The organism is Candidatus Endomicrobium procryptotermitis (assembly GCA_031279415.1).
In the GTDB taxonomy this organism is placed as follows: domain Bacteria; phylum Elusimicrobiota; class Endomicrobiia; order Endomicrobiales; family Endomicrobiaceae; genus Endomicrobium_B; species Endomicrobium_B procryptotermitis.
On the sequence record JAITIP010000014.1, the window covers coordinates 1 to 26,113 of the forward strand.

At 36.2% G+C, this 26,113-nt stretch carries 25 protein-coding genes, 3 tRNA genes and 1 pseudogene; 12 read left to right on the plus strand and 17 right to left on the minus strand.

Features of this window, described 5'->3' with window-relative positions:
* From LBD46_02130 to LBD46_02150, 5 genes are all read right to left on the minus strand, one after another.
* The coding region (locus tag LBD46_02130; protein ID MDR2425970.1) for a hypothetical protein at window positions 1–106 on the minus strand (106 nt) is incomplete at its 3' end.
* Window positions 107–164: 58 nt separating this feature from the next.
* Window positions 165–236: transfer RNA gene (locus LBD46_02135), tRNA-Thr, on the minus strand.
* Window positions 237–248: 12 nt separating this feature from the next.
* Window positions 249–319: transfer RNA gene (locus tag LBD46_02140), tRNA-Gly, on the minus strand.
* 14 nt (window positions 320–333) lie between these two features.
* A tRNA-Tyr gene (locus tag LBD46_02145) sits at window positions 334–416 on the minus strand.
* A 418-nt stretch (window positions 417–834) separates the two neighbouring features.
* Window positions 835–1,446, minus strand: a complete 612-nt coding sequence (locus LBD46_02150) for a DedA family protein (GenBank protein ID MDR2425971.1) — start codon at window positions 1,444–1,446, stop codon at window positions 835–837.
* An 80-nt stretch (window positions 1,447–1,526) separates the two neighbouring features.
* Between LBD46_02150 and LBD46_02155 the strand changes: the two genes are divergently transcribed.
* Genes LBD46_02155 through LBD46_02165 form a run of 3 tightly spaced genes read left to right on the plus strand, consistent with a single transcriptional unit; the run spans window position 1,527 to window position 5,244 of the window.
* The gene (locus tag LBD46_02155; GenBank protein ID MDR2425972.1) at window positions 1,527–2,264 is read left to right on the plus strand and encodes a 16S rRNA (uracil(1498)-N(3))-methyltransferase; all 738 of its coding nucleotides are present in this window, start codon (window positions 1,527–1,529) and stop codon (window positions 2,262–2,264) included.
* Window positions 2,261–3,424, plus strand: coding sequence for a MiaB/RimO family radical SAM methylthiotransferase (locus LBD46_02160; GenBank protein MDR2425973.1), 1,164 nt, complete (start codon window positions 2,261–2,263; stop codon window positions 3,422–3,424). The genes LBD46_02155 and LBD46_02160 overlap by 4 nt, the downstream gene beginning before the upstream one ends.
* A gap of 2 nt (window positions 3,425–3,426) precedes the next feature.
* Complete coding sequence (locus tag LBD46_02165) at window positions 3,427–5,244, plus strand: ComEC family competence protein (GenBank protein MDR2425974.1); 1,818 nt, start codon at window positions 3,427–3,429, stop codon at window positions 5,242–5,244.
* 74 nt (window positions 5,245–5,318) lie between these two features.
* On the opposite strand, the gene LBD46_02170 is transcribed toward LBD46_02165, so the two are convergent.
* Genes LBD46_02170 through LBD46_02185 form a run of 4 tightly spaced genes read right to left on the minus strand, consistent with a single transcriptional unit; the run spans window position 5,319 to window position 9,179 of the window.
* Window positions 5,319–5,972, minus strand: a complete 654-nt coding sequence (locus LBD46_02170) for a M23 family metallopeptidase (protein ID MDR2425975.1) — start codon at window positions 5,970–5,972, stop codon at window positions 5,319–5,321.
* A complete protein-coding gene (locus LBD46_02175) occupies window positions 5,972–7,426 on the minus strand; it encodes a sodium/solute symporter (GenBank protein MDR2425976.1) in 1,455 nt (484 codons plus the stop codon). Before LBD46_02175 ends, LBD46_02170 begins: the two co-directional genes overlap by 1 nt.
* 11 nt (window positions 7,427–7,437) lie before the next feature.
* Entirely contained in the window at window positions 7,438–7,866 is a 429-nt protein-coding gene (locus LBD46_02180) for a hypothetical protein (GenBank protein MDR2425977.1), read from the minus strand.
* A 17-nt stretch (window positions 7,867–7,883) separates the two neighbouring features.
* Entirely contained in the window at window positions 7,884–9,179 is a 1,296-nt protein-coding gene (locus LBD46_02185) for a phenylacetate--CoA ligase (GenBank protein ID MDR2425978.1), read from the minus strand.
* Between the two features lie 95 nt (window positions 9,180–9,274).
* On the opposite strand from LBD46_02185, the gene LBD46_02190 reads away from it, so the two are divergent.
* Both LBD46_02190 and recN read left to right on the plus strand, forming a co-directional pair.
* Window positions 9,275–10,093 (plus strand): NAD(+)/NADH kinase, encoded by an 819-nt coding sequence (locus LBD46_02190; GenBank protein ID MDR2425979.1) that lies wholly within the window; start codon window positions 9,275–9,277, stop codon window positions 10,091–10,093.
* Window positions 10,093–11,763 (plus strand): DNA repair protein RecN, encoded by a 1,671-nt coding sequence (recN, locus tag LBD46_02195; GenBank protein ID MDR2425980.1) that lies wholly within the window; start codon window positions 10,093–10,095, stop codon window positions 11,761–11,763. The genes LBD46_02190 and recN overlap by 1 nt, the downstream gene beginning before the upstream one ends.
* Here recN and LBD46_02200 read toward each other — a convergent pair.
* The 8 genes and pseudogenes from LBD46_02200 to LBD46_02235 form a co-directional block, all read right to left on the minus strand.
* A complete protein-coding gene (locus LBD46_02200; protein MDR2425981.1) occupies window positions 11,747–12,223 on the minus strand; it encodes a prepilin-type N-terminal cleavage/methylation domain-containing protein in 477 nt (158 codons plus the stop codon). The two genes, recN and LBD46_02200, sit on opposite strands and share 17 nt — an antisense overlap.
* Window positions 12,224–12,583: 360 nt before the next feature.
* Window positions 12,584–12,709 (minus strand): annotated as a pseudogene (locus LBD46_02205) (prepilin-type N-terminal cleavage/methylation domain-containing protein).
* Between the two features lie 345 nt (window positions 12,710–13,054).
* Window positions 13,055–14,302 (minus strand): [FeFe] hydrogenase H-cluster maturation GTPase HydF, encoded by a 1,248-nt coding sequence (gene hydF, locus LBD46_02210; GenBank protein ID MDR2425982.1) that lies wholly within the window; start codon window positions 14,300–14,302, stop codon window positions 13,055–13,057.
* Between the two features lie 31 nt (window positions 14,303–14,333).
* On the minus strand, window positions 14,334–15,719 hold the full coding sequence (gene hydG / locus LBD46_02215) for a [FeFe] hydrogenase H-cluster radical SAM maturase HydG (GenBank protein MDR2425983.1): 1,386 nt from the start codon (window positions 15,717–15,719) through the stop codon (window positions 14,334–14,336).
* A gap of 1 nt (window position 15,720) precedes the next feature.
* A complete protein-coding gene (gene nuoE / locus LBD46_02220; GenBank protein ID MDR2425984.1) occupies window positions 15,721–16,206 on the minus strand; it encodes an NADH-quinone oxidoreductase subunit NuoE in 486 nt (161 codons plus the stop codon).
* Window positions 16,203–17,966: a [FeFe] hydrogenase, group A gene (locus LBD46_02225; protein ID MDR2425985.1), complete on the minus strand. Its 1,764-nt coding sequence runs from the start codon at window positions 17,964–17,966 to the stop codon at window positions 16,203–16,205. The genes nuoE and LBD46_02225 overlap by 4 nt, the downstream gene beginning before the upstream one ends.
* Window positions 17,963–19,492 carry an NADH-quinone oxidoreductase subunit NuoF gene (gene nuoF, locus LBD46_02230; GenBank protein MDR2425986.1) on the minus strand — a complete coding sequence of 510 codons (1,530 nt, stop codon included), beginning with the start codon at window positions 19,490–19,492 and terminating at the stop codon, window positions 17,963–17,965. The genes LBD46_02225 and nuoF overlap by 4 nt, the downstream gene beginning before the upstream one ends.
* Window positions 19,489–19,842, minus strand: a complete 354-nt coding sequence (locus tag LBD46_02235; GenBank protein MDR2425987.1) for a hypothetical protein — start codon at window positions 19,840–19,842, stop codon at window positions 19,489–19,491. Before LBD46_02235 ends, nuoF begins: the two co-directional genes overlap by 4 nt.
* A 273-nt stretch (window positions 19,843–20,115) precedes the next feature.
* On the opposite strand from LBD46_02235, the gene tmk reads away from it, so the two are divergent.
* From tmk to LBD46_02270, 7 genes are all read left to right on the plus strand, one after another.
* Window positions 20,116–20,766, plus strand: coding sequence for a dTMP kinase (tmk, locus tag LBD46_02240; GenBank protein ID MDR2425988.1), 651 nt, complete (start codon window positions 20,116–20,118; stop codon window positions 20,764–20,766).
* Complete coding sequence (gene holB, locus LBD46_02245) at window positions 20,759–21,730, plus strand: DNA polymerase III subunit delta' (protein ID MDR2425989.1); 972 nt, start codon at window positions 20,759–20,761, stop codon at window positions 21,728–21,730. The genes tmk and holB overlap by 8 nt, the downstream gene beginning before the upstream one ends.
* A gap of 14 nt (window positions 21,731–21,744) precedes the next feature.
* Window positions 21,745–22,554 carry a stage 0 sporulation protein gene (locus LBD46_02250; protein MDR2425990.1) on the plus strand — a complete coding sequence of 270 codons (810 nt, stop codon included), beginning with the start codon at window positions 21,745–21,747 and terminating at the stop codon, window positions 22,552–22,554.
* Window positions 22,551–24,101, plus strand: coding sequence for a class I tRNA ligase family protein (locus LBD46_02255; GenBank protein ID MDR2425991.1), 1,551 nt, complete (start codon window positions 22,551–22,553; stop codon window positions 24,099–24,101). The genes LBD46_02250 and LBD46_02255 overlap by 4 nt, the downstream gene beginning before the upstream one ends.
* Window positions 24,098–24,862, plus strand: a complete 765-nt coding sequence (locus tag LBD46_02260; protein MDR2425992.1) for a TatD family hydrolase — start codon at window positions 24,098–24,100, stop codon at window positions 24,860–24,862. Before LBD46_02255 ends, LBD46_02260 begins: the two co-directional genes overlap by 4 nt.
* Window position 24,863: 1 nt before the next feature.
* A complete protein-coding gene (locus LBD46_02265; GenBank protein MDR2425993.1) occupies window positions 24,864–25,466 on the plus strand; it encodes a TatD family nuclease-associated radical SAM protein in 603 nt (200 codons plus the stop codon).
* A 249-nt stretch (window positions 25,467–25,715) separates the two neighbouring features.
* The coding region (locus tag LBD46_02270; GenBank protein MDR2425994.1) for a HEAT repeat domain-containing protein at window positions 25,716–26,113 on the plus strand (398 nt) is incomplete at its 3' end.

Here is a 26,113-nt window from a genome sequence, read left to right on the forward strand (position 1 = left end):
ACACCTTTGTTATCGCCGCCGTCAATGTCGTTTTCCCGTGATCTACATGCCCTATCGTCCCTATGTTTACATGCGGCTTGCTTCTGTCAAACTTTTCTTTTGCCATTTTCTGATCCTCCAAATTTTATTTGGTATTTATATGGTTTACTACGACTAAATTAATTAGCCGAGGATGGGAATTGAACCCACGACCACCTCCTTACCAAGGAGGTGCTCTACCACTGAGCCACCTCGGCATCGCAGGCATAAGCGGGAGACGGGAATCGAACCCGCGTGGCCAGCTTGGAAGGCTGGAGCACTGCCATTGTGCTACTCCCGCGGTATAAAAAAGAGTGGGGGCGGATGGATTTGAACCACCGAAGGACAAGTCCGCCAGATTTACAGTCTGGTGCATTAGACCGCTCTGCCACACCCCCATTTTTGATTTCTTAACTCTTAATGAAAGGAAAAAAGAACTTTTGTGAACGTAACTTATTGATTATACAACAAAAATATTTTGAATGTCAATTATTTGTGGAATATCATAACATATTGGAGATTTTAGTTTTTAAGAAGCTGTTGGAATAATAAAGCCGCGTTTGATAATTTAAGCCTTTGTGATGTCTTTTTGAATTATACCAACAAAAGCCAATTTTTAAGCCTTTCATTTGCGACTTCGCAATTTTCTATACAATCCTCGTTCTATATCACTATATATAAACTGCTTTTTCAAACCCTTTGAGCAACCTTACATGTGCCGTCTTGTAAAACTTGTTACACAAAAGATTTAATTTGTCTGTATTGATGAGAAATATAATATTTAAAAACTTAGAAGCTTGAAGATAGATTAAAAATCTATAAAAGATATTTAACGGCAGCAAAACCCAATATGAGAAAAATCAGAAAAACTACGGACAGCACATTAAAATATTTTTCTATAGTATATTGTATTTTCTCTCCAAAAATTCTCAGCGCAGCAGCAACAATAAAAAAACGAGATCCTCTTCCAAGTACAGACGCGGTAAACAATATCATAAGAGAAATTTTGCTAAACCCTGCCATTATAGTCATAACTTTATATGGTATCGGAGTAAACGCACCGGCAAAAATGGTCAAAAAAGCATTATCCGCATACATCTTATTTAAAGATGTAACCGCTTCATTCAAATCATAAAAATTTATTATAGCAGCGCCTATGCTCTCATAAAAAAGAACACCTATCAGGTATCCAAAAAATGCTCCGCAGACAGAACCTAATGTGCATATCAGTGCCTTTTTCCACCAATATTTAGGATCTGCGGCAACCAAAGGAATCAGAAGCACATCCGGCGGAACTGGAAAGAACGAGCTTTCCATAAACGCTATGCCGAACAAAGCATAGTTTGAGCTTTTCTTTTTTGACCAGCCTAGAGTCCAATCATACATTGCGCGCAGCAAATGAAAAAGATAATCAACTATTTTCTTCATATAGTCAGCTATTCTAATATATGCTGCCGCTTATTGTCAAATTATGTATAATATCAAAACAATTTAATATAGGATAGAGTATGCCACATTTTTACGTAAAACCAGAAAATATTAAAAATGACATTTTTATCATAGAGGATGAGCAGTCGCATTATATTTCCAATGTCAGACGATTTCGGATGGATGACGAAATAATGATTTTTGACGGCGTGGGAAACTCTTATAAAGCGAAAATAACCAAAATTTCAAAAGGATATATTGAAGGCCGCATAATATCTTCTTCTTATGAAATTCCGAAATTTAAAGTAAATCTTTACACGGCAATACCGAAAGGAGATAGATTCGAATGGCTTATAGAAAAAGCTGGAGAGCTTGGAATATCGGAAATAATTCCGCTAAACACTAAGAGAAGCGTAAATAAATCTTTTTATCCGAATAAACTTGAACGCTATAAAAAAATATCAATCGCGGCAAGTTCGCAATGCGGCAGAAAAGATATAATGAAAATAAACGGTCCGGTTGGCTTCGAAAATGCATGTCTGAAAACCGCTGAAAACAAAGATTATATCAATATTCTTCCATGGGAAAGTGAAAACTCGAACATTTTATCAAAAATATCTAAGCAGCAAAACAATCGTAAAGGTTCCAATATTTTCATAGGGCCTGAAGGAGGGTTTGAAGACAAAGAAGTCGAATTTGCTCAAAAACTGGGAATTAAAACAATAACTTTAGGCAGAAATATATTAAGAGTGGAAACGGCCGCAATTACGGCAAGCATTCTTATTTTTAATTATTTCGGAGTTTACGAAGCAAAATGAAAACATATTTTATACGTTCATTTGGTTGTAAAGTCAATCAGTATGAAACACAATTGATTTCTGACAAATTCAAAGAAAACAATATGTTGCAGGTACTAAAACCGGAAGAAGCGGACATTATAGTATTCAATTCATGTACGGTAACAGCCGAAGCCGATAAAGAGTGTGAGTATTTTTTAAGAAGAATGGTAAAACTTCCAGACAAAAAAATTCTTCTCACCGGCTGTTTTGCCATAAATAAAACGGCTCATTTAAAAGAAAAATATCCGCAGGTACAGATAATAACAAAAAAAGACGAACTGTTTTCTAACCCGCAAAAACAAATAATCAAAAGTTTTGACGGACGTTCTAGAGCATTTGTAAAAATACAAGACGGCTGTAATAGTTTTTGCAGTTACTGTATCGTCCCGTACATACGAGGTAAATTATGGAGTAAACCTTTAGCGGCGGTTTTGGAAGAAATTGAAAATCTGATTGACAATGCTTATCATGAAATAGTGTTGACCGGAATTCATATCGGAAAATATGACGGAGGAGTATCAAATCTCATAAATGAAATCATTAAAATTCCCGCAGAATTCAGAATACGCATATCTTCTATGGAACTGAATGAGATAGACGATTTGCTTATAGAACTTATGAAAAAAAATCCGAATAAAATCTGCCGACATCTTCACATACCTTTACAGTCAGGCAGTGATGAAATTTTAAAAAAAATGAACAGGAGTTATTGTTTGGAAGAATTTGAAAAGAAGATTTCCAAAATAATGTTATCCCTTCCCGATATTGCTTTAACAAGCGACATAATTACAGGTTTTCCGGGAGAAACACAGGAGCATCATCTGCAAACATGTACTTTTATAGAAAGAAATTATTTTGCAAGGCTTCATATTTTCAGATATTCTGACAGAGAAGGAACAAAAGCTTCAAAATTTGGAAATAAAGTTTTTCCCGAAGAGATAAAAAAGCGTTCAGACGACCTTTTTGAAATTGACAGGCAAAAAAGGCTGGAATTTTTAAATAAAAACTTGGGAAAAACAAGAAAAGCCGTAAGCATAGGTAAAAATAAAGCTCTGACAGATAATTATATTAGCGTAAAAATCGATAAGAAAAAAGACGGCATATTTGAAGTCATAATTTCACAAAACGACGAAATATAAAAATGAATAACTATATTATACTTAAGCGGCCAGTTATAACGATTTTTGTTTTCTACGCTGTATTTTTAATTTTTCTAGATACAGCAGGTGTTTTCCTTCCTTACAAACAAAGCTTTTTATATCATTTTGCCGCTTACAATAAACCCGTAACTATCGAAGGGAAGGTAATTTCTTCTCCGGAATCTGTCAAAAACGGGCAGAGATTTATTTTGCAGGCTAATATGATAAACGATTTTTATGTACGCGAAAAAATTCTCATAAACTCTCCATCTGGATACAAAATATCTTACGGCGACATAATAAATGTCAAAGGAAGAATCTTAAAACCTAAAAAAGCGGATTTTCCTTTGGTCTTTGATTATAGTCGATATCTTGCAAGGCTTGGAATTTATACGAGTCTTAGAGTACAATCGTTTGAATATATAGAATCGAAACCGAATCTAATAAAAAAATTTGCGCTTGTGTTTCGGCAGGATATTGTCAAAAAAATTGACATATACTTCAAAAAAGCCTGCGCCGATATTTTGAAGCCTATAGTAATAGGAGACAAGATGAGTTTGGAGGCACAGGTAAAAGAAGATTTTATTGACGCCGGATTAATGCACGTGTTAGTCGTCAGCGGACTGCATGTCAGCTTTATCGGAGCAATACTGTTAGCCATTTTTAAACTTCTCGGACTGTCCCTGCGAAAAGCATCACTCTTAAGCATTCCATTTATTTTTTTATATGTGACGGCTACGGGAGCAAATCCTCCTGCACTGCGCGCGGGAATAATGTTTTCTTCGGTTTTACTCTCTCTATCTTTAGACAGAGAACCACTGATTTATAATTCTCTTGCTTTATCCGCACTGCTTATTCTAATATTCCAGCCACAACAGCTTTTTACGGCTTCTTTTCATATGTCCTATTTGGCCACAATAGGAATAATTTATTTTTATGGAGATATTTCCAGAATATTCGGAAACATAAAAAATGTCGTTTTAAAATTCTTATGCGGAGTTTTTTCGGTTACGTTATCGGCGCAGATGCTGCTTATCCCGATATGCATGTATTATTTCGGTAAAATTTCACTCATTTCTTTTGCGGCAAACATCATTATGGTACCCCTGATAGGCATAGTAATGCCTTTGGGATTTTTATTTTATTTTTTTACTTTTATCTCTTCATACGCATCGCATGTTATTTCGTTTATTATTTCTATAATACTGCACTTTATTTTAATAACCACACATTTTTCAGCAAACTTAGCTTTTTCAAAAGTTATGGCAGCCAAGCCATCGGTTTTACAACTTACGCTTCTTTTTTTATTTCTCTTTTTTGCCACTTATTTTAAAGACAAAAAACGTTTCATTGTTCCTGCGTTTTGTTTGATATTATCTCTCTTTTACATTGCTGTTCCAAAATTTATCGCAAAAGAAAAACTTATCTTCAATGTATATGACGGGTACAATATTACAACAATACAAATAATAAGCAAAGGAATTGACACTTTTATACTGTACCAGAAAAGTGATAAATACGACAAATATTATATGGATTCTTTTTTGCAGTTTTTGTTTTTTTCGGGCATAAAAAACACCGAGATATCTTTTATAGGATTTAATGAATCAAATGTCTTAAACCATATAAAAAACGGTACTTTGACTTTCATAAGATCAAAAAAACCTGAAATATTAAATATGGACTTTTACGGGAATAAAATATCTTTCGACATGCGGGAAAAACAAATTTTTGTAAACGGAGCTTTAAATATGAAAATAGAGGACAATCCTTCTTTTTATTACTATTTCCCAAATAAAGAATTTAAAATAAAAAAATGAATATAGAAGAGACAAAAATACGCGATATTAAAGGTCAAATGGTTTTTTGATACGAATCTGCGGTTAAAAAATATTTAAGGCATGTCATCAAGATAAGTATATAATCCGAATTTATCATCACCATACATCAAAACTGTAAATTTTAAAACATATCCTTTCTTTGACGGCCTTATATTTCCGATTTTATCTCCGGTTTTAACTATGTCTCCCAAATTTACATCTACATCTCTCAAATGCCCATAATAAATGTAAAAATTTTGTGCAGGATTATAGAGCCATATGCAGTTGCCGCTGGCGGAATTTAGAGATCCTCTTTTAACATATATGGCTATTGCGTTATTTGCCGCTACCACGTCAACCGGTGCTGCGGCACTTTTTGCAGATATTTCGACATTGATATATTTCTCTCCCAAAAATTGTTCTCCATCAAAAAATTTAGTATCGGAAGCGTTTTCGGCCATAGCCTTATAAAGTTTCTTGATATCGGAAATATCGTTTTTTGAATATCCCTTTACGGGAAAAGCCCACAATATATCTTCTGTTATGCCTTTTTCCGCTGTATAATCGCTTAAATTCTGTGTAAGTTTCTTCGCCAGAAATTCGGCCTCCGCTGATGATATATTTCCTTTTCTGAGCTGAGTTTCAAAATCAGTCCAATCTCTCAGTGCGTCTGCAAACACAAAAAAGGAAACGAACATTAAACACAAAACAAAAATAGTTTTTTTCATTATATCCCCTTAAAAGCTTTTATTATCCTTCTCGGAGAAGGCTTTTTTGTAATCATGCTTACAGCGGGAACAATTATAAAAGGGATTATTATAGCTATGCTTGACGCTATAGGCGCTTTTTCTGGCCCAAGCGCATAAAATAATATAATCGACGCCGCTATGCCAGCGATCATTCCTGCTTTTGCTCCTATAAGAGTCGTTCTTTTCCAGTAAAGTCCGTAAACGTACGGCGCAAGAAATCCACCGGCAACCACGCCCCAAGACAATGACATAAGCGTAACTATAAAAGAAAACTGATAGCGGGCAATTAAGTATGATATCAAAACGAACAATCCGCTTAAAAAACGCATCATAAAAACAGAATTTCTTTTTGATATTTCAGGATTGACATGACCTTTATACAAATCTATGGCTATACTCGAAGCCGAAACCAAAACCAAAGCAGAAAGTGTTGACATCGAAGCCGATAAAATAAGCAAAAGTATTATCGCCATAACGCCATGAGGAAGATATTTTATTAAAAGTTCTGGTATCATCGCGTCATAATTGACAATGCCGTTTACCGTGACGGGAGCGTCAAAAAATACATGCGTCAGTGCGCCGGTAAAGTAAGCGCATAATGAAATAATAAGGCAGAAACCGAGTGTTGTAAATGCCGCAATCTTTATAACTTTCTCATTTTTTATGGAATAAAATTTCTGTACCATCTGCGGCATTCCCCATGCTCCAAAAGAGGTCATAAAAACAATTGCAGCAAGCAAAAAATAATCCGGCGAAGATTGCACATAAACGTTTTCATAAAAATTTTCGGAAATCTGTCGCAGCGAAGCAATAAGCCCTCCAGACTTTCCAGTCAAAATAAAAGTCATGACTATAGCGCCCGTCAGCATTATAAAACCCTGTATAAAATCTGTCATAGTCACGGCAAAATAGCCTCCGAGTATTAGATAAACAGCTACTATCGCTACCATAATAAGAAGAGCGGCGTCAAATGAAATGTTAAGATTTATTTCAAACAAATATCCCAGCCCTTTAAACACCGACGCGGCATACGGCAACAAAAATAAAAATATCACCACAGCCGCTATTATCTTGAAATATTTTCCACCGTATCTTTCCTGTAAAAATTCGGGCATAGTTACCACGTCAAGATTTTGTGTCATAGTCCTTGTGCGTTTCCCTAAAACTATCCACGCCAGAAATGCGCCCAAGAAAGCGTTGCCTGCTGCAATCCATAAAGAGCTGAGACCGAATCCCCAGCCAAATTTGCCCGCAAAACCTATAAAAACAACTGCGGAAAAATAAGAAGTTCCGTAAGAAAAAGCCGATATCCACGGGCCTATCGATCTTGAGCCGATAAAAAAATCGTTTAATGTAGAAGTCTTCTTCATTCCCCATATTCCAGCAGTAATCAGTGCAATGACAAAAAGAGAAACTAAAATAATCGATAGCATTGTTTTGACCTTTAATAATTATAAATTTTACTTTCGTCAAGCATGTTGGCATCAATATCTTTTAAAATGTTTTCTGCGGCCGGCTGATTTTCGATTTCCAAAACCATTGCGGCAGTTTTTCCGTCATTTAACAAAAAACCATAACAATCTTCGATATTGGCACCTTTATCTGACAATTTACGCAATAAATCATAAAACGAGCCGGGAATATTGTCAATTACTATGGCTGCTATTTTACGTTTTGTGACGGTAATTTTTTGTTTTTTGAGTTCATTAAAAGCTTTTTGAGGATCGTTGACCAAAAGTTTGACGACTCCGAACTTTCCGGAACTTGCAAGAGACATGGCGCTCAAATTTATTTTATTTTCCGCAAGAACTTTCATAATTTTTTCAAGTCTTCCGGGTTTATTTTCCAAAAAAACCGATAAATGAAATGGCATAAAAGACCTCTTTTATTTTAAAATTTATTTTTCTTTCTCAAATCATAAACTCTTTTTACTTTGCCTTCGGCAATGGGAAGCGTTCCCTGATCGACAAAACTTACCGTAGGAGATACTCCGGTTTCGGATTTCAATTCAGCCTCTATCTTATATTTAAGTTTTTCGAGATCTTCAAGTGTCCCGCTAAAGGTGTCATCGTTGATTTCAATTTTAACAGAGAGTCTGTCCATATAATTTTCCTCGCCAATTTCAATAATATAATTTTTACTCGCCTGTGGAATATTCATAATCGTTTTTTCTATCTGCACGGGAAAAATGTTTACTCCATTAATAATCATCATATCATCCGTTCTTCCTTTGATGCGGGTGATTCTGCGATGAGTTCTGCCGCAGGAACAAGGTTTCACAATAATTGCGGTAATATCTCTCGTCCTGTATCTTATTATTGGCATTGCATAACGGTTTATAGCAGTTAAGACAAGTTCTCCTTCTTCGCCATCGGGCAGAACTTCAAGTGTATCGGGATCGATAATTTCCGGGATAACGTAATCTTCCCAGATATGCATGCCGTCTTGTTCGAGGCATTCAAAAGCGACTCCGGGACCGCTTATTTCAGACAGACCGTAAGAGTTGAAAGCCTTTAATCCGTACAGTTCCTGTATTTCCCTGCGAAGTTCTTCCGTGTGAGGTTCAGCGCCAATAAAGAACATTTTTAACTTTAAATCTTTTTTAGGATTGATTCCGTCTTCTTTCATGCTGTGATAAAGTCTTAACGCATAACTTGGAAGAATGTGTACGGTCGTTGTAGCAAAATTTTGCATAAACCAAGCCTGCCTTTTACTGTTGCCGGGACCTATCGGTATCGTCATCATGCCAAGCCTTTCTGCACCGTAATGAAAACCCAGCCCTCCGGTAAAGAGTCCGTAACCCATAGTGTTTTGAAAAATGTCATTCTTTCTTGCTCCGGCGGTGTACATGCACCTTGCGGAAATGTTTGCCCAATTGTCTAAATCCTGAGCGGTATGATAAACGACGGTCGGATTTCCGGTGGTACCCGAAGAAGAATGGAGCCTTACGACTTCGCCTAATTCTACGGAAAGAAAATCATACGGAAATCCACTGCGCAAATCTTCTTTTGTCGTAAATGGCAGTTCTTTTATCTGCTCTATATTTTTAAGCGGACTTATATTTTCAAGTTTTTTAGAATAGAATTTCGACCTTTTGGCTCTCTCTATCGTGTTGTTGAGCATTTGAAGCTGTAGTTTGAGAATTTCCGGACGCGGCGCAGTTTCAATTTCTTTTTGCCAAAACATATAATCCGCCTTTTATAAATAAATATTTTTATTATATAATAATGTTTATATTGGTAGTAGCAGATTGTGAAATTATAGCATATTAGGAAAAATCAATGAAATATAGTGCAGGAATTATTTATAATAAAACAAAACCGGGCGCAAAAAAGCTCGCGGGAGATATTGCTCTTTGGCTTAAAGGAAACAAATGCAGAGTTTTTGTTTGCGATTCACGCTCAGCAAAAGCCAAAAAAGCTGATTTTGTTTTATCTGTGGGTGGAGATGGGACTATGCTGAAAGTTATAAGAATTTTTTCCCCTTTTTCCGTCCCAGTAAAGGGCATAAATCTCGGCTCTCTAGGTTTTTTAACCGATACGGACACAGAAGAAATATACGCTCTTTTAAAAGATATTTTTAAGTCCGGAATGAAAATCGAAAAAAGAGTACTGCTTTCCGTTGAGTTTACAGTAAACGGCAAGAAAATAAAAAAAATTGCAACAAATGACTGTGTAGTGCGTTCCTCTGGAAGTACGCTTATAAACGTAGCGGTAAGCATAGACAAAGAATCCACTACGAATTATCAATGCGATGGAATAATTTTTGCTACTCCTACGGGTTCGACAGCATACTCTCTTGCTGCTTCAGGTCCTATCGTTATGCCGAATCTTCCGGTATTTATTTTAACTCCGATATGCCCCCACACTTTAACACAAAGACCCATGATACTTTCCGACAAGAATGAAGCAGAATTGCGGGCAAACAATAAAAATAATGCCGGCAAAATTTTAATATCTCTCGACGGTCAGGAAAATTTTCAAATCCCGAACGGAAGCAAAGTCAGGCTTTCGATTTACAGAAAGCAGCTTAAATTGATTAAAAATTTCAGCAAATCATATTTTGAAACTCTTAAAACAAAATTACATTGGGGCGTTTAATGCTTCTTTCTCTTTCAATAAAAAATTATGCATTAATTGAAGATATTAATATAGATTTTAACGGTGGTTTTACCATTATATCAGGAGAAACAGGATCGGGAAAATCAATATTTGTAAAATCCATTGAACTTCTTACCGGTTCGAGAGCGGATTTATCTAATATTCGTTCCGGTTGTTCTGTATGCACTATATCTGCGGTTTTTGAATTTGGGAATTTAAAAATAAAAGAATACCTTGATTCATTATCAATTCCTTTAGATAATGACAATATATTGTTGATACGCAGAACTATTGAAAGTAACGGAAAAAGCAAGGCTTTTATTAACGATTCTCAGGTAAGCATATCTTCGCTTTCCGTTCTGGGAAGTTATTTGGTGGATTTTCACAATCAAGATGAAAAACGTTCTCTTTTAAATCTTGAATCACAGCTTGAAATTCTCGATAAAGCCGCACAAACCTGTGATTTAAAAATCAAATCTGCGGAAATTTATGCAAAAGTCAAAGAAATCAAGTCAAAAATCGAAGCCATAAGTCTATCTGACACGGAAAGGGAAAGAAAGATAGACTTATACTCTTTTCAGATTCGAGAAATAGAAGAAGCAAAATTAGAAAACGGCGAAGATGAAAAACTTGCAGGAGAACTTCCGAAGCTTAAAAACGCGGAAAAGATTTCTTTAATTTGTGAAGAAACGGTTTCTCTTCTTTATTCCGGAGAAAATCCGGCATTAACCACTATAATAAAAGCAAAAAAAAACATAGAGACCATAAACAATCTCGGAGCCGAGGCTTCGGAAGCATTGTCGTTAATAGAACAATCGTATTATCAGACCGAAGAAGCGTACAGAGAAACGGACAGTATATTGTCTAAAATTGAAACAAACCCGGAAAAACTTAATGAAACTGCAGAAAGAATTGAATTAATAAAAAATTTGAAAAAAAAATATGGTTCGACAATATCCGAAATTCTTGAATATAAAAACAGCATTGAAGCAGAGTTAAAAACACTTTGCGATTACAAAGAAAATACCGATAAACTCGAACAAGAACTCATAGTCAATATTAAATATTTAGAAGAATTTTGCAAAAAAATAAGCAAAAAAAGAAAAAAAGCTGCTGTTGATTTTTGTAAGTCGGTAAAAAAAGAATTTGAAGATTTGGAAATGAAAAACGCGGAGTTTGAAATAAAATTCCATAGAAAAGAACCATCCGCAGACGGTTATGATGAAATAGAGTTTATGTTTTGTGCCAATAAAGGCGAAAAAATTCTCCCCCTTAAAAGCACGGCTTCCGGTGGAGAATTGTCGAGAGTTTTACTTGCGATAGAAATATCATCCGGACTTAAAAGCGATCAGACAACAATTTTTGACGAAATAGATACGGGAACTAGTGGAAAAACAGGCGAAAAAATAGGAAGAAAACTCAAAGCTCTTGCAGAGAATAAACAGGTTTTTTCAATAACACATTTAGCGCAAGTAGCAGCTTTTGCAAAAACACACATAAAAATTTACAAAGAAATTTTAGACTCGAGAACTTATGCAAAAGCAAAAATGCTTTCCGAAAGGGAACATGCCGAAGAAATAGCCAGAATGATTTCAGGGGAAGAAATAACAAAAGCCGCAATCGAACATGCAAAAGATTTAATAAAAAATTCGGCTACCGTCTCTCTTTGACAATCTCATAAGAACCTTCCGAAGAACCGATTAATTTCATTTTCAGTTGATAGTTGTTTTTTTGGGGATAATATGTCTCTACGACATAAGCATACCCTTTAATATTATGGGTATTTTCTTCTTCTGTACTAGGTTTTCTTATTTCAAAAGAGCGGAAATAAAGATAGTTATGAGGATATATATAAAAAGTTCCTAAATTTTGAGGATTTCTGTCAAATGTAAAAGTAGTAGTTATTACATCTTGGGTATAAATAAAAGGACTTTCATCTAAATCATCTTTAGCAAAGGATAAAGCTAAATCTTCCTGTTCTTTTATGTTTTGTATCAACCGCAGCCCTTCATTATATTTCACATTATCCAAATGTTTTCTATATACTGTAACTCCGCATAATGAAAGAATAGAAATGATGACTGTAGTTATTATAACTTCTACTAAAGTAAAAGCTTTAATATTTATCATTAATACCTCATTCATATCAACAAAACAGCCCTTTGCGCGCTATGCTGCAAAGGGCTGTTTGATTTAAATCAATTAATCTAGATTACTCGCATATGTTGCCACTTGTCCGTCTTCCACAGCTAACAGAGTCAAACTTATACCATTTGCGGCACCGTCAGTAAGTCCTGTAACGGATGCTGTAAATGATTTTACATTGCTCACCTCATCTGTTGTAACAATATATTGACTGAAGTATTTATTAGATCTTGCGTCAACATCAAGCTCTTTTACATAGCCTGTTGCCGTAGTAATTTCAAAATATTGACCAAATTCAGCATAATATACTTTTTCCGACGTTACGATTGCACCTAAGAGTGCTTTAGCTTCAGTGGCTATAGCTTTCTTTGTATATCCTCTGTAAATAGGTACTGCAACGATTGATAAAATACCGACAATAACGATAACAATAATCAACTCTACAAGCGTAAAACCTTTTGATTTTTTCATGTGTTTCTCCTTTTTTATTTTTTACTTCTTAACTAGATTAAAGATTCACCCCCTTTACTAGTATATATTTGTATGATGAGTATATAATAATACTACAGAAATTGCAATACTTTTTTCCCATACCAGGTTCAACCTTGCTATGTAATATTTGCCATTGTTTGCGAAAGCAACTCTCAAATATACGTTATTGTTTATTATTGTCGTTAAGTTTTAAAAATAAAGGGAGTCCAGTATCGTTTTCTCTTTGTGGGAAAGAATCACTTACGACATAGAAACAAAATGAAATTGTAGTGATGATAAACAAAGGTAATTTTAAAACAAGCATTTATACCCTTTTTTCGATTTTCAAAGATGTGAAAATGAATTGTTTTGCAGCTCTTTTTTGTAGGCTTGTAAAGCATGAGGGAAAACTTCTAAAACTTTTTCTATCACCCCATGCATAACCGATATAGCAATGCCATAATTTGTCATAGGTACATTTTTGACGGCTGCTTTATTTAATCTTGCCAGCATGCCTTTTCTATTTAAAGTACAGCCTCCGCAGTGTATTACAACTCTATATTTATCCAAATCGTCTGGAAAATCCTGACCATGAACATAACGGATTTTTATATTTTTACCGCAAAATTCTCTTATCCAGCGAGGAAGTTTAACCCTTCCTATATCATCAGAGGAAGCATGATGAGTACAGGCTTCAGCGATAAGAACTCTGTCTCCGTCACGTAAAGTATTGAGCGATGCGGCACCTTTTGACATTTCAACAATGTCGGACTTATCCGCTGCATAAAGCGTTGAAAAAGTCGTAAGTTTAATATCAGTCGGAGTAATGGAAACTACCTTTTTTATCGCCTGTGAATCCGTTATCGCCAAAACAGGTTTTGCTTTCAAATTGTTTAAAGCCGTCTCATATTCGCTATCCTGAACGGTATAAGCACAGGCATTCAAATCCAGAATATGTCTTGTAGTCTGAATCTGCGGCATAATTATTTTGCCTTTCGGCGCGCCCAAATCTATTGGCATGATGAGAATTACTGTGTCACCTTTTTTTATGATATCTCTCAACGCAAGATAATTTTCAATATAATTTTCTGGAAGAGTTTCAATCAAAATTTTTTTCAAGGCGTTAAGAAAATCATCCCTGTTTGAAGTTATGGAAGAAAAAAATAAAACATGTTCTGTATATTTAGTAATTTCGGAAATAAAGTCAGCATCTGGCTTTTTTAAATCGGTTTTACCGATAACGGCAATAACTGGAGTTTTTCTTTTTTTGGCGTCAGCTATAATATTTTTTTCAAAATTGCCAAATCGGTCGGCTTCGCATAACAAAAGGACTATGTCCGAAGAATCAAATGCCCTTTTAGCTTTTTCTATACGCACTTCTCCCAGATGCGATTTATCGTCAAGTCCCGCCGTATCGAAAAGAGTTATCGGTCCTAAAGGGTTGAGTTCCATCCGTTTTGAAACGACGTCTGTAGTTGTTCCGGCGATTTCCGACACTATAGATGCATATTGCGTGGTAATAAAATTCATCAGGGAAGATTTTCCGACATTCGTTCTTCCAAAAATCCCTATTTGTACGGTTAATGCTTTCATCTTTCTGCCTTAAACAACAATTTTATGCAGGCTAAACATATTCGTCGCGCTCGCCGTTATCTATATTCTTAAAGATTTCCTCAAGAAGTTTCAGCCTTTTGCCATCTAAATTCTTTTTGTATTGTTCTATAAGTTCATATCCTTTTTCTTTCACTTCAAGTTTTGCAAAATCTTCAAGGTATTCTTTCAAAGTTATTAAAGCGTTAAAATCACAAATATGCTTTATCTCACCGGGTTTCGCCAAATCCATAAAATGTTCGCCAGTACGGTCTTTACGGTAGCAGGCCGCACAAAAACTCGGAACAAATCCCTGAGAAATCAAAGAGTGTACTATTTCATCAAGAGAACGCTGGTCGTTTAAACTGAATTGTCTGTCAAGATGTTTATTGTGATCACCGCTTTCTTCGTATCCGCCCGGAGTAACTTTGGATTCAGCACTTATTTGAGACACGCCTAAATTCACAAGTTCATCACGCATTTGAGCGGTTTCTCTTGTTGACATTATTATTCCAGTATAAGGAACCGAAAGTCTCAACACTGCGACAAGTTTTTTAAAATCTTCGTCGCTTGGCGGATATTCGCCGTGTCCAGCATATCCAGTTCCGGGCGATGGTTCTATGCGCGGTATGGAAATAGTGTGAGGTCCTACGCCGAACTTTTTCTCAAGATGCTCTATATGCATTAACATTGCAAGAGCTTCAAAACGGTAATCATAAAGGCCTAAAAGCGGTCCTATGCCTACATCATCAATACCGGCTTCAAATGCTCTATCTACAGCATCAAGACGGTTGTCGGGGTCAGTTTTCGCGCCGGTCAAATGCAGTTTTCTATACGTGGCATCATGATAAGTTTCCTGAAAAATCTGATAAGTGCCTATTGCAGCAGATTTTAATTTTTTGAATTGTTCCACGCTTAAAGGTGCGACATTTACATTGACTCTTTTTATTTTGCTTCCATTGTATTGAGCAGAATAAATAGCTTTCACGGCGTCAACATAATATTGAATGTTGTCATCGGAAGACGACATTTCCGCGGCAACCATCAAAATGCGCTTATGCCCTCTTTTTAATAGAATTTCCGTCTGCTCTTTAATTTGAGCAGGAGTCAATTTTTTGCGAACTGAGACTTTATTATTTGAGGCAAACCCGCAATACGCACAGGAATTAGCACAAATGTTACTGATGTAAAGCGGAACAAATAACACGACCCTTTTTCCATAAATGGTGTCTTTTACGTAAGCTGCGCAGCCATAAATTTTTTTTATCGACTTTTCATCTGTAACAGATAAAAGTTTTGCCGACTCTTCAAGTGATAGTCTTTTTAACTGTTTTGTCTTTTCAAGGATTTGGTCAATCTCTGTTTCAGCAGCTTTTATATTAAGCAAAGAATTTATCTTTGCTTCATCTATGTGTTTCAATTTACTTGCCTTCTTTTTTCCTATATTCCTTAATTATGTCAACGACCTTTTTAGGAGTCAAATCTCCGTGTATTTTTCCGTTTATCATAATAACAGGAGCGAGACCGCATGCTCCCAGACATCTTGCTTCCTGTAACGTAAACATCATATCTTTTGTGGTTTCGCCTTCTTTAATATGAAGTTCTTCTTTAAGTGCTTCCACGATTTCTCCTGCGCCTTTAACGTAACATGCCGTTCCAAGACAAACCAAAATCGTATATTTTCCACGCGGAGTCAAATTGAAATAATGATAAAAAGTGGCCACACCCCATATATTTGCCGTCGGAATATTCATCGATTTAGAAATAAATTCCATAGTCTCTCTAGCCAAATACCCGTATAATTCCTGCGCTTTATGCAAAACGGCTATAAGATACGAAGAAGGATTTTCTTTCCGGGCATATTCACTTATAAAAACTTCCAACTCTTTGCGTTTTGCATCAGTCATTTAATTTGTCCCCTAGGTATTATCCCTTCAGGAGTATGCGGTTTATAATGTGTATGCAAAAGTTTATGGGCTTTCTGACTTAAAGGTTTTCCGAGAAATTCGTCATAAAGCTTTTTAATGTCCGGATTTTCATGGCTTTTTCTTATCATTTTTCCTTTATCGGAATCATAGAGAGCCTGCGCTCTGAGTTTTAGCAAACTTACGTCAAACGGTTCTGAGCCAAGTCCTGCATAAGGCTGTCCGCCGCCGCCTATACAGCCTCCCGGACATGCCATGATTTCTATAAAATGGTATTTGTTTTTATCTTTTCTTACTTTGTTTAACAATTTTGCTGCATTGCCAAGCCCGTGCGCTACTGCAAAACGCACTTCAGTTCCTCCGACGTCTATTTTTCCTTCTTTTATACCTTGATTTCCTCTTGCGGCAAGAATATCTATATCGCCGAGAGTTTTACCTGTGGCAAACTCGTAAGCCGTTCTTAAAGCGGCTTCCATAACTCCACCGGTTGCGCCGAAAATAGTTCCTGCTCCCGAAGACATGCCTAAAGGAGAATCAAATTCTTCTCCTTTAAGGTCTGGCAGATTTATTCCGGCGGATTTTAACATCCAGCCAAGCTCTCTGGTAGTTAACGCATTGTCAGTCATCTGCATTCCATCGACAAGCAGTTCAGGTCTGTGCGCTTCATATTTTTTTGCCACGCAGCACATAAAAGCAGTGCTTATTATATCTTTTGGATCTGCGCCGATTTTTTTGGCAAAATAGGTTTTGATTATAGAACTCATCATAGACATCGGGGAACGGCATGTGGAAACATTCGCAATCAAATCAGGATAAAACTGTTCCATAGCTTTCATCCACGCACTTGAACATGAAGTTATCATCGGAAGTTCTCCATTACCTTTAAGCCTTTCCAAAAATTCACTAGCCTCTTCCATAATGGTCAAATCTGCGGCAAACTGAGTGTCAAACACATAATCAAACCCGAGCTTTCTCAAAGCGGCAGCCGTTTCTTTTTCCCAGTTTTTACCCGGTTTTATTCCAAAATATTCACCTATCGCCGCTCTGACGGAAGGGGCAATCTGCACGACTTTGATTTTCGATTTATTGTTTAAGATTTCAAATGTTTCCTTTATATAATCGTGTTCCATAAGCGTCGCCGTAGGGCAGACGTTTACACATTGTCCGCAGGTCGAACACACGCTGTCTTTGAAAGACATGTCAAATGCCGGCGAAATGTGCGTATTTATTCCTCTATTAGTAAAATCTATGGCATTGATATTTTGTATTTCCGAGCAGACTCTCACGCATCTTCCACATAAAATGCATTTTTCTTGATTATTTGTTATACATGGAGACGCCTCATCTTTTTTATAACTTTTTCTTTCGCCTTCAAAAGCCCTTTCTTCTACACCTACGACACGTGCAAGATTTTGCAGTTCGCATATTCCGTTTCTTTTACATATATTGCAGTCTTGCGGATGATTGTCTAAAATGAGTTCGACTATTTCTTTTCTGGCTTTTCTGACGGCTTCGGTATTGGTATGAATTTTCATTCCCTCTCTGATGGGAAAAGTGCATGAAGCCACAAAATTTTTTATTCCTTCTACTTCAACTATGCAGACACGGCAACCGCCGAAAAGAGAAAGTTTTGGGTGATAACAAAGCCTTGGAATTTTATAGCCCGCCATAGTGGCGGCCTGCATAATTGTTATATTTTCAACTACATCATACGCTCTTCCATTTATATAGACTTTTATCATTGCATTATCTCCAATATTCCTGAATCTTTTTTAACTGCACCGAACTTACAAGTTTTATAACATCTTCCGCATTTTATACATCTTGCCAAATCTACTTTATGTTTTGCTTTTAGACTTCCTTCTATCGCTCCTGCGGGGCACACTCTTTTGCACGCTCCGCAGCCTACGCATTTGTCTGTAACATAATAGTTTACAAGCTTTTCACATGCGTTCGCTCTGCATTTTTTGAGTTTTATATGCTCTTCATACTCGTTTCTGAAATTTTTTATCGTACTTAAAACGGGATTCGGCGCCGACTGTCCAAGCCCGCATAAAGATGCCTGTTTTATTACATTTCCCAGCCTTTCGAGTTTTTCTATATCACCTTCTCTGCCTTCCCCGCTTGTTATTCTTTCGAGAATTTCAAGCATTCTTTTAGTTCCTTCGCGGCATGGAACACATTTTCCACACGATTCGCTTTGTGTAAATTCAATAAAATATTTCGCAAGATTTACCATACAGGAATCTTCATCTATAATTATCATTCCACCGGAACCCATAATCGAGCCTGCGGCCGCCAAAGATTCATAGTCTATTTTCGTATCTAAAAACTTTTCAGTAAGACAACCGCCGGAAGGTCCTCCAGTTTGAACCGATTTAAATTTTTTCCCGTTTGGAATCCCACCGCCTATACCGTACACGATTTCTCTTAAAGTGGTTCCCATGGGAACTTCAACAAGCCCTGTATTTTTGATTTTTCCCGCCAAAGCGAACACTTTCGTTCCTTTTGACTTTTCTGTACCTATATTTGAAAACCACTGATATCCTTCAATTATAATAGCTGCTATGTTTGCCCAAGTTTCAACATTATTTACAAGAGTTGGTTTTCCGAAAACTCCGTTTGCCGCAGGGAATGGCGGGCGGGGACGCGGCATGCCTCTTTTTCCTTCAATTGAATTAATCAGCGCCGTTTCTTCGCCGCAGACAAAAGCTCCCGCACCTAAACGTATCTCTATGTCAAAATTAAATTTGGAACCGAGTATGTTTTCACCTAAAAAACCTTCTTTTCTTGCCGCAGCAAAAGCTTTGTAAAGCCTTTCAACAGCTAAAGGATATTCAGCTCTTATATAAATTATCCCTTTTGACGCGCCCACGGCGTAGCCGCCTATAAGCATTCCTTCTATAACACTGTGAGGATCACCTTCTATGACACTTCTGTCCATAAAAGCGCCCGGATCGCCTTCGTCTGCATTGCATACTACATACTTTTCAAAATTTTGTTCTTTTGCAGTAAACTCCCATTTTAATCCAGTTGGAAACCCAGCACCGCCTCTTCCTCTTAAACCTGACTTTTTTATTTCTTCGACGATTTCGCTAGGTTTCATATCGGATAATGCTTTTGCCAACGCTTCATATCCGCAGGCATTGTATATATAATCATATATATCTTCGGGGTTTATCATTCCACAGTTTCTTAAAGCTATACGTAACTGTTTGCCGAAAAAATTTATATCTCCAAAATTCTTTTTAAAATTATCCGTTATCATTTTACCACCCACTCGGAAATAATTTCACCCTTTTTGAGATGTTTCTCTATTATCTGACGGGCTTTTTCTTCATTTACACTGACATATTTTACCGTCTCTTTTCCTTCTTCAACGATTTCAACTGTAGGTTCTAGATTGCATCTTCCTGCACATCCTTTTGCACTGACAAAAACGTCGGACATATTTCCGGTTTCGCTTTGAAAAATATCCATAATGGACTGTGACCCAGCTGCTATTTCACATGTTGCAAGACCAACATAAACGCGTTTAGGACGAAAAAAACCTTTACTTTCCAGAATTTCCTTTGCCTTTTCTTTTTTGAATTGTAAAATTTCTTTTGGAGAGGTCATTATTCCCCCATTATAGAATTTGTCAGTTTACTAAAAATATTTTATTTTTGAGGTAAAAAAGCCAATTTTTATTGATTGTTAAGCAACTATAGCATTGAATTTTTTCCTTGTCAAGAAATATAGATAAAACTAAGATTTAATACTTCTTTAGACGACGTAACTGTAACACATATTGTAAAAAACCTATTTTTATATTGGACATAAAAATAATTTAAAAACAACATAACAACAAACTGGACACTTTTAAGGATTTTTTGATAAAATTTAGAATTAATGAAAAGAAATGTCCCTCTTTTTATCACTATTGAAGGCGGAGAAGGTTCTGGTAAAACTACGCACTCGCTTCTTTTAAAAAAATATCTTGAAAGCAAAGGTTTTTCAGTTCTGCTGACAAGAGAGCCCGGCGGTACTTTATTGGCTGAATCCATAAGAAAAATTCTTCTCAACCCAGATTCACATCTTGTGCCTTTGAGCGAATTGCTCTTATACGAAGCTGCAAGAGCCCAACATATCGAAGAGATTATTCTTCCCGCACTAAAAAGCGGAAAAGCCGTAATCTGTGATAGGTTTACAGATGCGACCGTCGCTTATCAAGGTTATGGAAGAAAATTGGATTTGCAGCTTATTGAAAAACTTAACAATGCGGCTTCTTTCGGCATTAAGCCGCTTATAACGATATATATAGACATAAAACCAGATCTCGGTGTAAATAAAGCAAAAGTACTGGACAAAGAATCTTACGGAACAAGCGGCGACAGAATCGAAAGAGAATCTTTAAGTTTTCATAAAACCGTAAGAAAAGGGTATCTTGAACTGGCTAAAAAATACCCAGAAAGAATAAAAAAAATTAAAATTAAAAAAGATATTACACAAACACAAGATGAAATAAGAAAAGCCGTGGACATGGTAATAAAAAATGTTTGAAAATATTTTAGGACAGCAAAAAATAAAAAATTTTCTGGCAAACCAGATTAAAAGCGGGAAAATTCCGCATGCCTATATTTTTATGGGGCAAAATGGAATAGGAAAAAAATATGTAGCTTTTGAGTTTGCCAAAATATTAAACTGTACTACAAACGATTTCACAAAAACCGGCACAGGAGCATGCGGAAAATGCTTTAACTGCGAAAAAATAGCCAAAAATTTGCATCCCGATTTTCATCTTATAGATTTTGCCAAACAGGCGGAAATACTTGATGAAGATTTTGAAAAGCAAAAAAATATTAAAATAGATATTATAAGATATGTGCAAAAAGAAGTGGCGACAAAAACGCATGAAGCGAAATGGAAATTTTTTGTAATAGAGCCTGCAGAAAAAATGAATGCTGCGGCGGCAAACTGCCTTTTAAAAACTTTGGAAGAACCTCCGGAAAATACCATACTGATACTTGTTGCACGACACAAAGAAACCATTCCACAGACTATAGTTTCACGTTCGCAGACCTTATTTTTTCAACCTTTGCAGCAGGAACAAATCGCAAGTTTTTTGACGTTAAACCATTCGTCTTCAGCAGCAAGGGCGCAGGAAATAGCGGCACTGAGTGAAGGTTCCATTGAAGAAGCCGAAAAACTTATTGACGGAAACGAAAGTGAAGGCCTTTCGCTGTGGCTTAAACTTAAAACAAAAGACTTATGCATAGCCGACCTCCTCGAACTTTCAAGAAGCATGTCCAAGGACCGCGAAAAAGTCGTGGAATATATTGACGCAATGATAGCCGAAGCGAAAAAAGATTTCAGGCTTTATCCCAAAAGTGCTGAGGATTCACTTGAACTGCTCACTAAATCCAGAGTGCTGGTTATGCAAAATGTTAATATACAGACCATCTTGGATAATCTATTTTTTGATTTAAAAGAAATTAAAAATAATTCAAGCACGTTGAAAATATAATTATGGAGACAAGCATGCCAATTGCGGTAGGTGTGATGGTAAGAAGAATAAAAGATAAAATCTATGCCGAAGTGGGACATCTGGATTTAAAAACCGGCGATAGAGTAATAGCGGAAACCGAGCACGGTCTAGAAGCAGGGATAGTGTACGAAAGAGAAAAAAATATTGCCAAAGGCAAAGATCCTATCGGTAAAGTGATAAGAAAGATTACAGAAGATGACAAAAAAAAGCTGGTGGACAATGAAGCAAGAAATGTTAAAGCGCATGCGATAGTCATCGAAAAAGCAGACGATCACGAGCTTGATATGAAACTTACCTGCGTACAATACACTTTTGACCGTTCGAAACTTTTTGTCTACTATACTTCGGAAACAAGAGTCGATTTCAGGGAACTCATAAAAGATTTGGGACATATTCTTAAGACCAGAATTCAAATGGTGCAGATAGGCGTAAGAGACGAATCCAAAATGGTCGGAGGCATAGGAACCTGTGGACAGGTTTTATGCTGCCAGAGTTTTTTGAAAGATTTCAGTTCTGTTACTATAGATATGGCAAAAGAACAGGATCTTTCTTTAAACACCACAAAACTTTCCGGACTTTGCGGCAGGCTCATGTGCTGCATAGCTTATGAAAATGAACATTATATAAATGTAAAAAAAGATTTGCCGGAGATAGGCGATATGATATATACTCCCGAAGGTAAAGCAAAGTTTGCCGCAATAGACTGCATAAAAGAAACCATAACTGCCGATTTAGGGAACAGAGAATTTAAAACTTATTCCATAGAGGAAATTAAGAATAAAAATAAAAAGGATAAAAAATGAAATTTTATATCACAACGCCTATCTATTATGTAAACGACATTCCTCACATAGGACATTCTTATACCACCATAGCGGCTGACATTTTGGCGCGATGGAAAAGATTAAACGGTTTTGACGTTTATTTTTTAACAGGAACTGACGAACATGGTACCAAAATAGCGCAGGCAGCTAAAGAAAAAGGCAAAATTCCACAGGAACTCTGCGATGAGATGAGCGAAAAATTTAAAGAAGCATGGAAACTTTTAAACATCACAAACGATGATTTTATAAGAACTACTGAAAAACGTCAGCAGCATACGGTACAAACTATTGTTCAGGTGTTGTTCGACAAAAAACTGATTTTTAAAAATAAATACGAGGCTCTTTATTGTGTGGGCTGCGAAAAGTTTCTTGCAGAAAAAGATCTTGACGAAAACGGTTGTTGTCCGGACCATAAAATGAAGCCCGTTTTACAGTCGGAAGAGAATTATTTTTTCAAGCTTTCATCATTTCAAAATGAACTTCTTGAAAGAATTACGAACGTTTCACATAAAGAACATATTGAAATTCAGCCGGAAGAAAGAAGAAACGAAATAATCGGAAAAATTAAACTTGGACTTGAAGACATAAGTATATCGAGAACGGCGGTAGATTGGGGAATACATCTTCCCTTCGATAAAGAGCAGACCGCTTACGTATGGATAGACGCTTTAATCAATTATATTACAGGTGTCGGATACCCCGATAATAAAGGAATGTTTGAAAAATACTGGCCTGCGGATGTTCATTTAATGGCTAAAGACATTTTATGGTTTCATTCAGTAATATGGCCAGCAGTTTTAATGGGAGTGGGACTTTCCACGCCAAAAAAAGTTTACTCACACGGTTTTTTTACTTTAAATGGTTCAAAAATGTCTAAAACGCTCGGAAACGTCATTTCTCCTCAGGAGCTTGTCGACAAGTTTGGAACGGACGCCGCAAGGTATCTTGTGGTCTCTTTGATACCTTTTGGTCCTGATGGAGATATTTCATGGACGGGGCTTACTCTGAAATATAATGTTGACCTTGCAAACAATCTTGGAAATCTTGTTTCAAGAACGATAAAAATGGCAGAAAAATATTTCGATTTAAAAGTTCCTCAATGCGATCCAAATTTGGAACTCGTAAAAAAAGCATCTGTAATTCTTGACGAATCTTTCACGCCATCTTTAAACAATCTACATTTTCATAAAGCCTCAGAAGCTTTGCAAAACGCATTAACGCTCGTCAACCAACAGATAGAAAACGACGCTCCGTGGAAACTCGCCAAAACGAATCCTGACAAGCTTCCTTCCTGCATATATTCTTATTTGCAGGCCGTAGATTTAATCGTCCTATATCTTCTTGCATTTATGCCGAAAATATCAGAAAAAATCTGGAATATCTGCGCAGCACAGGGAAGCATTGAAGAGACTGCAAAAAAATATTTTAAAGATAAAACTATACCGGAAAAAGGGTTTTCAACTTCTGGATCACAGCTTTTACAACCCCATGTTTTGTTCCCACGCATAGCAGAAGAAAAAAAATGATTATAGACACGCACGCGCATTTAACAGATGCCAAATTCGATAATGACAGAGAAGAAGTTCTTATAAGAGCTTTTGATTGTGGAATTGATAAAATAATAGAAATTTCCTGCGAAACGGATATTTGGGACAAAAGCAGAGAATTTTCAAAAAAAGATAATATTTATGTTTCGTATGGAATTCACCCGCATGAGGCACGGAAAGCCTGTGAAAAAGATTTCGAAAAACTTGAAGAACTGTTATCGGATAAAAAAACAGTAGCAATCGGAGAAATAGGACTAGATTATCACTATGATTTTTCGCCGCATAAAACACAGCGGGAAGTTCTCTTAAGGCAGCTTGATATAGCTGTAAAACATGACAAAATACTTATCATACACTGCCGCAGCGCTTATGCAGAATTAATAACGATTCTAAAAAATTATAAAAGTTATCCCAAAGGCGTTATCCATTGTTTTTCAGGAACAGTCGAAGAGGCAAAAATTTGCGTTGAAATGGGTTTTCTGCTGGGCATTGATGGTCCTGTAACTTTCCCGAAATCTGACAATTTAAAGCAGGTCGTAGCCGAGACAGATATCTCAAAACTTTTAATAGAAACGGACTGCCCGTATCTTGCGCCACAAAAATACCGCGGACAGAGAAACGAGCCGTCTTATGTCGTTGAAACTTTAAACAAAATAGCTGAAATTAAAAATATTCCCTATAAAGAAGCCGAAAAAATAACTTATCAAAATGCAGCAGGCTTATTTGCAATCGGAGAATAAATTGAACACTATTGCATATATTTTTGGAAACAGCCTTTATTTGAATATAACGAATAAATGCATGATGGCATGCCCTTACTGCATAAAATACAAATGGGCTAACGATTTTCACGGAAATGATTTAAAACTTGAACATGAGCCTTCGCCGCATGACGTAATAAAAGCCATAGGCGACCCGTCAAAATATGACGAAATAATATTCTGCGGTTATGGCGATGCACTTACACGGCTTGAAGAAACAAAAGAAATTTCAAAATGGGTAAAAGAAAACGGCGGAAAAGTCAGAATCAATACGGCCGGACTTGCAAACAAATATCACGGCAGAAACATTATTCCCGAACTTAAAGGAATCGTAGATGCGCTTTCAATAAGTCTCAATGGCACAAATCGGAAAGAACATAATAAAATTAACCGTCCGATGTTTAAGGAAGAATCTTTTGATGAAATAGTAAGTTTCGTAAAATTTGCAAAAGAATACATTTCATCAGTAACAATTACAGCCGTGGAACTTCCTCATCTTGATATTTCAAAAATCAAACAAATAGCAAAAGAAATAGGAGTACATTTCAGGCTCCGCCCTTATTTGGATGAAAAAAAAAATTGAGATTCAAAAGATTATAAAACTTTTATCAGCAGCCATTGGAATTTTCATAACTTCAAAAGTGCCTGCTTTTGTTAATCTCATAAGAACGAAAGCTTATATTCAAATGGAAAGAAAATCCCAGTTGACTAAATCCAAGAGAAGCTTTTTAATTCTATTGTTGCATTTGCAATTTGAATCTACATAGCGTATTTATATTACTTTTTATTCTATATTTTTAGTAAAATAAACATGATATTTTAGGATGTATTTATGTTAAGCAAAGAATATATTACCAAATTAAAACATAGAGGCAATGACGGCATCTCTGTTCTTGTAAATTCACAGAGAGATATCGGAAGTATTAATTTTATACTCGAAAATTTAGGTCGTTTGCCAGAAAATTTTAACTCTGATTTTCTATATAAACTTTTACATCATACTCATTGGCAAGTTAGGCTTAATGCAGTTAAGAATATTGGAAAATTAAACGGTAAGGGCAATACAAGAAGTTTGTTTAACCTTTACAAAAACGAAACCGATACAAGCGTTCGCAGAGAGATAGTTTCGTCAATAGGAAGACAAAGAAAACCTACAAATAAACCTATGCTTGTTGATTTTCTGCAAGACGAAGACCCTAAAATTGTATGTCAGGCTATTCGCGGACTTCT